Origin of the sequence: Nocardiopsis sp. MG754419 (assembly GCF_018207095.1) — a bacterium.
Classification (GTDB): domain Bacteria; phylum Actinomycetota; class Actinomycetes; order Streptosporangiales; family Streptosporangiaceae; genus Nocardiopsis.
Window position 1 is genome coordinate 1 of sequence record NZ_QOCZ01000201.1, and the last position, 8,099, is coordinate 8,099.

The window sequence follows — 8,099 nt, forward strand, 5'->3', positions numbered from 1 at the left end:
GCAGGGGCGCGGGAGACATGTGGGTCACCACCTGGGGGTGCGGGCGATGGATCAGCGCATGCTAAGCACGGGTCGGAAAATCGCGAAAGACATTCATGTTCTTCGGGAGGGTCCGCCGCCGACCGGGGCGAACCCCCACGTTTGCAGTGACCCACGGCACACCAGGCCATACACCTGCGTACGACCCCTCCCTGCCGCGACACCCCGCATCGCACCTGGCCACAACCGGCCACAGCGAGCACTCGCCCGGCCACGGAGCATCGACGTCCACGGTGGCTTTGACACAATCCCCTCATGAACGAGTACCCCGAGCACGGCCGCCCCTGGCATCCACCGGACGGTCCGACCCCCGGCTGGGATCTCCCCCCGGAGCAGCACCCCGGCGGATACCCGGACCCCTACGGAGCGTCCACCGGCGGCTACATGCCCGCCGACGCCGGTGTCCCCGCCGCCCCGAACGAACCCACCCTGGTCACCATCGGGGACATCGCCGTCACCCGGACCAGCGTCATCACCCCCGCGGGACGCTTCCCGGTCAAGGGCAGTGTGTGGACGGTGTCGGACATGAGCCGCACCGATCAGTCCACCCCCGCCTGGGCGATCATCGCCGCGATCCTCACCTTCTGGTGGACCTGTCTGCTCGGCCTGCTCATCCTCCTGGTGAAGGAGTCCAGGACCACCGGGCACGTGCAGATCACCGTCCAGAGCGAGGGTCGGTACCACGCCACCCACCTGCCGGTGAGCAACCCCCTCTTCGTGCACGAGATCCACCGTCAGGTCAACTACGTCCGTTCGCTGGCGGCCTGACCGCCGCGCGCCCCGGGGTCGGGCCGCCGACGGAGACCCCGGGTGTCGGGTGGACGGCGCGATGGGCTCCGCCGACCTTCGGCGAGCGTGCCGAGCCGTGTGGAGAGGCTGGGCGGTTCGCATGGCGCGGGCGGGACACGAGGTCCCGAGCGCACCGGGGGCCGGCAGCATGCTCAGCGGGCCACCGCCACCAGGAGGGCGCCCAGGTTCACCGCGCGCGCCAGTCGGACCGCCCGCCGGATGTCGGCGGGGCGCACCGGGGGGCCATCGCCCATCTCCGGTCGCCGCTCCACCCGGTCCCCGTACACGTTCGTCCCACCCAACGTGCGGTCGAGCGCGCCCGCGAAGGCGGCCTCGCACTGGCCGGAGTTGGGGCTCGGATGCGCGTTCCGGTCCCGCCACCACACCCGCCACGCCTTGCGCGGGCTTCCACCCACCACCGGCGCCGCGACCACAGCCAACAACCCGGTCAGCCGGGAGGGGGCCCAACCGGCCACATCGTCCGCCCGCGCCGCGGCCTTGCCGAACCGCTCGTAGCGGTCACCACGATGGCCGACCATGGCGTCCAGGGTGTTGACCGCCCGGAACCCCGCCAACCCGGCCGGGCCGCACAACGCGCCCCACACCAGCGGACCGACCACCGCGTCCGACGTGTTCTCGGCGACCGACTCCACCACGGCCCGAGCGATCCCGTCCTCGTCCAGCGACGAGGGGTCGCGTCCGCACAGTCCGCGCACCAACGTGCGCGCCTCGTCCAGGTAGCCGCGTTCGAGGGCGTCCGCGACCCGTTCGGCCTCCCGCCCCAACATGCTGCCGCCCAGCACCGCCCACGTGGTGACCGCCGTCGCTACCGGTCCCCGCAGCCGTGTGCCGGCCACGACCACCGGCACGACCGCGGCACCAACGAACAGCACCCCCGCCGCGACCGAGTCGCGGTACAGCCGGCGTTCCCACCACCCGGCCACCGTCCCGAAAAGCGCTACCGGATGCCCGCGTTGCGGGTCCGGCACCAGCCTGTCCAGCACGAATCCCGCGATCAGTCCCTGTTTCACCCCCTCAGTCAACAGCACCTGCGAGAGTGACCAAACCACGGCAAACCCGGGTTTGCCACACAATGCATCCGCCCATACACGTAGAGGCCCTAGAGTCGAGCAGGGAGGGAAGCACATGCTGTTCACCATCACGACGCTGACGATCCTGGCAGGTCAATGGTGGGTCTTCTGACCCACCGACCCACCCCCGACCGGGGCGGCCGGTTCACGAAACACCGGCGGCACAGCTGCGCACTGGGGGTTAATCACCGGTAACGTGGTGCGCGACGCCCAAAGCGACCGATTTGGTGGAGCGCGCGTGCTAATGAGACGCAACTACGAATCACCGTAGTTGGTCAGGCTTTGCCCTGCCGTGGGCGACATCAGACGAATACCCTAGAATGTCTGCCGAGGCGCCGGCGGCACGGGACCACACGCCCCGAAGGCCGCCACCTCGCCCCACCAAGGGTCACAACCCGGTCACGCCCAGCCACATCGGGCCACAATTGAATCGAGCACCCGTAGCTCAGTGGATAGAGCGCCGGACTTCTAATCCGATGGCCGCAGGTTCGAATCCTGCCGGGTGCGCCATAAAACCCCAGGTCAGACGGGGTAAGCGAGGACCTCGAACGAGGTCCTCGCGGCGGTTGGGGCCCATGTGTGCTCCTGGTGTGCTCCCCAGTACAAGGTGAGTGCAGGTGGGGGTCCACCTCCCGTAGCACTTTGCTGTCCCGTGACCGGATGGACCCCGCCCCGCGTTACCCTGCATCCGCCCACCAGCGCGCCACAGCCGCCCCGGCGCACCCCACGGGTGCCCCTACGTCGCATGGCCCAGCGGGCCGTTCAAGGCCCGTTTCAGACCAAACCTCTTACCCCACAAGGGCATGACGCGCCACAATCGGTGACATGAATAAGGCGAAGTGGATCTGGGCAGTCGTGGCAACCGTCGCGATTCTGAGCGCACTGGGAACCGGACTGTGGCTCGGCGGAGGCCACACCACACGGCAGGGGTGGGAGGCCGTGTCCTGGACCGCAAGCATCATCGCAGCCCTATCGCTGGTAGTCACCGCCATCGTCTGGGCGACCTCCACCACCAGATCCTCTTCCGCAGACAAGCCGGACACTCCTGTGAGCACGGCCAACACCGCGAACGGGAACGTCTCAGGCGGCACCCTGGCCCAAGGCCACGACGTGCACGTGGACAACTCCTCCCATGAGAGAAGCCGCAACGACTTTCGCAACAGCACCTTCAACGGTCAGTTCATCAACGAACAACACAACCACTTCCCACGCCATGAAGTGGACTGGCCGATCCATGTCGGTGTCATCCCGGAAGAGGCCGCCCACTACCAGCACAGGGACGTCACCGATCAGCTCACCGAGGCCCTAACAGGATCCGGAACCGTAGTCTTGCGGCAGGTCCTCTCCGGCACCGGTGGAGTCGGCAAGACCCAGCTCGCCGCCCACCATGCCCGCATCGTGCGTAAAATCAACGCCCCCGACCAACGCGTGGACGTGCTCGTCTGGGCCAACGCCTCCAGCCGTGAACGCATCACCTCCGCCTACGCCCAAGCCGCCCGTCACCTGTTCGCAACCGTGCCTGACGATCCCGAAGACGCTGCGCCGCTCTTCCTGACATGGCTCGGTGACCCCGCCAAAAACCAGAACCGGCGCTGGCTGATCATCTGGGACGACCTGGCCGACCCCGCTTCCGTGCGGGACCTATGGCCCCCGCACGACCAACCCAACGGCCGAGTCCTGGCCACCACCCGAAGGCGCGACCACTGCCTCACCACCCAAGGTCGTCGCCTCCTCGACGTCGACGTCTATACGGAGAACGAAGCCCACACCTTTCTTTCCGCAGCACTGGGCGAGGCCGGGGTCCCCTACACCACGATCGAATTAGGCTCTCTCGCGCGAGACTTAGGGTATCTTCCGCTGGCGTTGGGCCAAGCGGTCACCTACATGGCGGAGCTGGGGATGGGATGTACCGCCTACCTGGATCTGCTCAACGACAAGATGCGCACCCTCGCAGAGGTCTTCCCGGACTGGGAGACTCCCACGCCGCTCGCCGCCACCTGGGATCTGTCTCTGGAACAAGCCGACACCTTCGAACCGCAAGGCACAGCCCGACCCTTGATGGGGCTCATTGCCCTGTTGGATGGTTCCGGCATTCCCGAGTGTGTCCTCACAGCGGCCCCAATTCAGGACTACCTGGCCACCCAACGAACATCAGAACAGACTCTGCCCAACAGGCGGTCGTCTTCTCTTTCAATGGCTACTTCCGAGGGCGGGCTGTGGGGCAGGTTGAAGCTTGCGCTGAGGGGGAGGATCCGTACTCCATCGGCATTGCCCGCAATCAGCCGCGAAGACGTTTCCAGGACGCTGGCCAGTCTGCATCGATTGAATTTGGTATCTCGTTCTGCTTTTCACACAACCGAAGCTCTTGAAGTCGGCCTGGGGAATAGCGAGTCAGTGATACAAGCCCATCAGCTTGTTCAACGGGCCACCCGTGAACATCACGCCACTCGCCCCACCCAGGAGAATGTCAAAGCAGCAGCCGATGCACTTGCTATTATGTGGGCCGAGATGGAGCAAGCACCCCGCTTCTCCGAGATGCTGAGATTGAACACTTTCACCCTCTTCGCTCGCCATGCAAGCAGGATTCCTGTAGAAGATTTTTTGATTAGTTCCAGCATTCATCCTGCTCTTTTATGGGCTGGAAATAGCCTCAGTGAAACTAGGCAAACAGATCGATCCATCGCATACTGGAAATGCCTGATTGACATTTCCACTAGAAACATTGGAGCCAGCCATCAAGACACCCTAACAGCCAAAGCCAACCTTGCAATCGCACTCGACGAAAAAGGAGAAACGGAAACTGCGATCACAGAACTTGAGCAGGTACTATCGAAACGACTTGACGCCCTAACACCCGATCACCAAGACATTCTAACGTCCAAGTTCAACCTAGCATCCATACGTGGCGAGAAAGGGGAAACAAAAAGAGCAATCACAGACCTTGAAGAAATTGTTCCCACCATGGAGAAGGTTCTCGGAAAAGAGAATCGATACACATTGCTCGCCAAGGGAAATCTGGCCAGATTCAAAGGACACTCAGGCGACTACATGGCAGCCACCAGGGCACTTGAAGAGGTCAAAGCGGAGCAAAATAACAAGTGCGCCCGTGATCGCTCATACCTATTTACCACACTCAATAATATCGCGATCAACAAGAGCCAACAAGGGGACCCTTCATCTGCCCTCTCAGAGCTAGAAGCTGTACTGGCTGAACAAGTAGGCCTCCTTGGCCCAGATCACCCAGATGTATTTACAACACGAGCGAACATTGCCAGCATTAAGTACACAATGGGAAGAATTGAAGAGTCTGCGTCTAACTTTTACGAGATCCACGATGACTGCCTCCAGGCTTTGACGCCAGACCATCCTCAGACTCTAGCCATGAAAAGCAACCTTGCCGCAATGCTAGGAGAGTCTGGAAAAATAGCTGAAGCCAACGAACTCTACAAGAATCTTCTCGCAGACCACCTTCGCATTTTCGGATCAGACAACCCAGCCACGCTAACTGTCCGCAACAACATCTACCTGCTCCAAGGAAAAAATTACGATCCCAAAAAGTCTTCCACCGAATTGGAAGGACTACTAAATGACCGCATTCGCATCCTCGGAGACACACACCCCGAGACCATCGAGACTCGCATAAGCCTTGCCCACATGAGAGGCATGTCAGGGAATGCCGAAATGGCAGAAAGTGATTTTTACTTTCTTGTGAATCAATTGAGTATTATACACACTCATGACCACAGACTTATACACCTGGCCCGCGCAGGATTATTCCAATGGACAGAAAAGCGGGCCAGCAAATCCTATAATTCACAGAACTAATGGCCACCTCTCTCTACGACTCCGGCGATGCCATCACATGATCATAGATTCGAATCAGACTGAGGGGCCACTAAATCTATCTATATAGAATCCATGATTGCTATTCCCCAAACAGCTATCGGACCTTTGATCCGATGGTTCACGAGCCACGGGCACGAGGAAACCCCAGGCCAGAACGGGTGAACCCGTCCACTCGCCTGGGGTCGGAGCGCCGTGTGGGGCTCCTGGTGTGCTCCCCTGAACCGGCTACCGCACCGGCACCAAACCCCCCGACCCAGCCGGGACCGACGCTCCGCGCAGCAGCGCGGCGGTGGCCTCGGCCGCCGCTTTGGCCACGTCCGGGAACACGCTCTGGTAGGTGTCCTGGGTGAAGTGGGTAGTGGAGTGGCCCAGCTCAGCCGAGACCACCTTCACGTCCGTTCCCGCGGCCAGCGCCATCGAGGCCGCCCCGTGACGCAGCCCGTGCAACGTGATCGGCGGCAACCCGGCCGCCCGGGCGATCCGGGAAAACCAGTCACTCACATGCGAAGGCAACCACCCCTCCCCCATCTGGCGGGTGAACACCAACCCCGAATCCACCCACTCCGGACCCGCCTTCAGCCGGGCCTGGTTCTGGAACTTCTTCCAGGCCCGCAGCACCTTGACGGTGTCGGCGTCCAAGGTGATGGTGCGCTGCCCAGCTTCGCTCTTCGGGGTGGAGGTGAGCGTGGTCCAGGACAACTGCACCACCTGCGTGCGGATATCCGCCTCGGCGTCCGTGAGGCGGGTGTGGGCCCAGGGCAGGCCCACCGCCTCCCCACGGCGTAGACCTTTGACGGCGATCAGGTGGAACAACGGGTGCAGCCACACATACTTGCGGGAGTGTTCCAGGAAGGTGCGCGTCTGCTCCGGGGTCCACACCATCACCTCCCCCGGCACCGTCCCGTCCTTCTCCCAGCGCTCCACCCGGCCCGGTGTCCACACCAAAGGGCGTTTCCTCGGACAGGACGGCAGCCGTGCGTGGGAGGCGACGTTGACGTTCACCGGCTCTTCGGGGCTGCGCACTGCATCCGAGAGCGCACTGCGCAAGGTCGCGCGGATGCGGTGCTTGGTCGACAGACTCACCACCCGCTGGCCTCGGACCGATGCCCGCACTTTCGTGTCCTCGGATTCGCGGGCTTCGAGGATCTGCTCGTTGTTGGCTTCGATCCACTCGAACATCGCCTCGACCTGGCTGGACTTGATCCGGTCCAACCGGACCTGCCCAGGTGCGGGAGGAGGTACTTGCGGATGTGACCCTGGTAGGAGGTCCGGGTTCCCTCGGCCAGGTCCGGCTTCGCCTGGATCCACCCCTTCAAATAGGCCCCCACGGTGGGGGCTTCCTTGCGCACATCAGCCCCCGTCCCCAAACGCTGGCGCACCTCGGCCACCGAGGGGAACGGGGTGCGGGTCTTGAGGGCGTTCTGGATCAGGTCCGCGATCTGCACCTCCACATCCCCCTCACCCTGGGCCAGATCGAGAAGCGCTTTGAGGTGGTCCAAGGCTTCCCACGCCTGCTCCTGACTCTCCAGACCGGTACGGCGGGCCTGACGCCGCTTCCCCTGGCTCGTGCGTGGGAGCTCGAGCTGGTACCCCCAGTCCCCATGGCGGGGGTTGAACGCCCCGCCCTGACGCCGCAACTTCGGGCACCGCACCCCCAAAGCCCGACCGGAGTTCTCATCCCGGCACCCACACCGTTTGAACACCCGTCCCTGATGAGAAGCCATCTACGACTCCCCCTCCATCCCGTGGTTACTGCGCGCACCACACCGTGAACAGCTCTGCGAGTTGAAGAACGGTTCAAGGCCGAGGTGGGCCAGGACCCCCGCGGTGGGGACCCGCCACGACCGGCCCACCCGCAACACGGGGACCGGGAAGGTTCCTTGGCGCAGAAGCCGGTACGTGGTGGTGCGGCCCAACCCGAGCATCCGCCCCGCCGCCACCGGCTCCAACACCACCGGCAACGAGCCGACCTCGTCCAACCGGACTGGAGTATCCGACCTCACCCTGACCACCTCCCCACCCTGTGTGAACTGCACGTTTGCGGTGCGCGGCCCCGCATTGGGCGGGGCACCACGCATCCACGCTCGACCTCGCCGAGGTGGTCAAGCGGATTCGTCAACAACACCACCGGATTTTTCCTCCGCCACCCATCCAACGCCCGTTTGCAGGCAATTTGTCGCTTTCACTGGTCAGGGCCGCCAGCGGCCCCGTGTGGGGCCCGAACCCCGGGTTCGGCCCCCTTTGGCGGGGCCGGGGCGGTAGGGCTCCCGGCCCGGGGGAAACCCCGGGCCGGGCTGGGGCGCGGTGGGGCCACCAGTGCCCCCACACCGCCCC

At 63.8% G+C, this 8,099-nt stretch carries 4 protein-coding genes, 1 tRNA gene and 1 pseudogene; 3 read left to right on the forward strand and 3 right to left on the reverse strand.

Going from position 1 to position 8,099, the window contains the following annotated elements:
* The first annotated feature begins 294 nt into the window (after positions 1-294).
* Positions 295-807: a hypothetical protein gene (locus tag DSY14_RS25460; RefSeq protein ID WP_211719151.1), complete on the forward strand. Its 513-nt coding sequence runs from the start codon at positions 295-297 to the stop codon at positions 805-807.
* 173 nt (positions 808-980) lie between these two features.
* Here DSY14_RS25460 and DSY14_RS25465 read toward each other — a convergent pair whose 3' ends face one another.
* Positions 981-1,877 carry a cobalamin biosynthesis protein gene (locus tag DSY14_RS25465; protein WP_307851333.1) on the reverse strand — a complete coding sequence of 299 codons (897 nt, stop codon included), beginning with the start codon at positions 1,875-1,877 and terminating at the stop codon, positions 981-983.
* A 476-nt stretch (positions 1,878-2,353) separates the two neighbouring features.
* On the opposite strand from DSY14_RS25465, the gene DSY14_RS25470 reads away from it, so the two are divergent.
* Positions 2,354-2,429, forward strand: a tRNA-Arg gene (locus tag DSY14_RS25470).
* Between the two features lie 315 nt (positions 2,430-2,744).
* Positions 2,745-5,744 carry a tetratricopeptide repeat protein gene (locus tag DSY14_RS25475; RefSeq protein ID WP_211719152.1) on the forward strand — a complete coding sequence of 1,000 codons (3,000 nt, stop codon included), beginning with the start codon at positions 2,745-2,747 and terminating at the stop codon, positions 5,742-5,744.
* A gap of 246 nt (positions 5,745-5,990) precedes the next feature.
* Here the strand turns inward: DSY14_RS25475 and DSY14_RS25480 are convergent.
* Both DSY14_RS25480 and DSY14_RS25485 read right to left on the reverse strand, forming a co-directional pair.
* Positions 5,991-7,489 (reverse strand): annotated as a pseudogene (locus DSY14_RS25480) (tyrosine-type recombinase/integrase).
* Positions 7,490-7,744 (reverse strand): AlpA family transcriptional regulator, encoded by a 255-nt coding sequence (locus tag DSY14_RS25485; RefSeq protein ID WP_249188457.1) that lies wholly within the window; start codon positions 7,742-7,744, stop codon positions 7,490-7,492.
* Positions 7,745-8,099: the final 355 nt, after the last annotated feature.

What these genes read in the sequence shown, in the direction of transcription:
- DSY14_RS25475 (WP_211719152.1), top strand. Translation starts at nt 2,745, where the DNA reads ATGAATAAGGCGAAGTGGATCTGGGCAGTCGTGGCAACCGTCGCGATT.
- DSY14_RS25460 (WP_211719151.1), top strand. Translation starts at nt 295, where the DNA reads ATGAACGAGTACCCCGAGCACGGCCGCCCCTGGCATCCACCGGACGGT.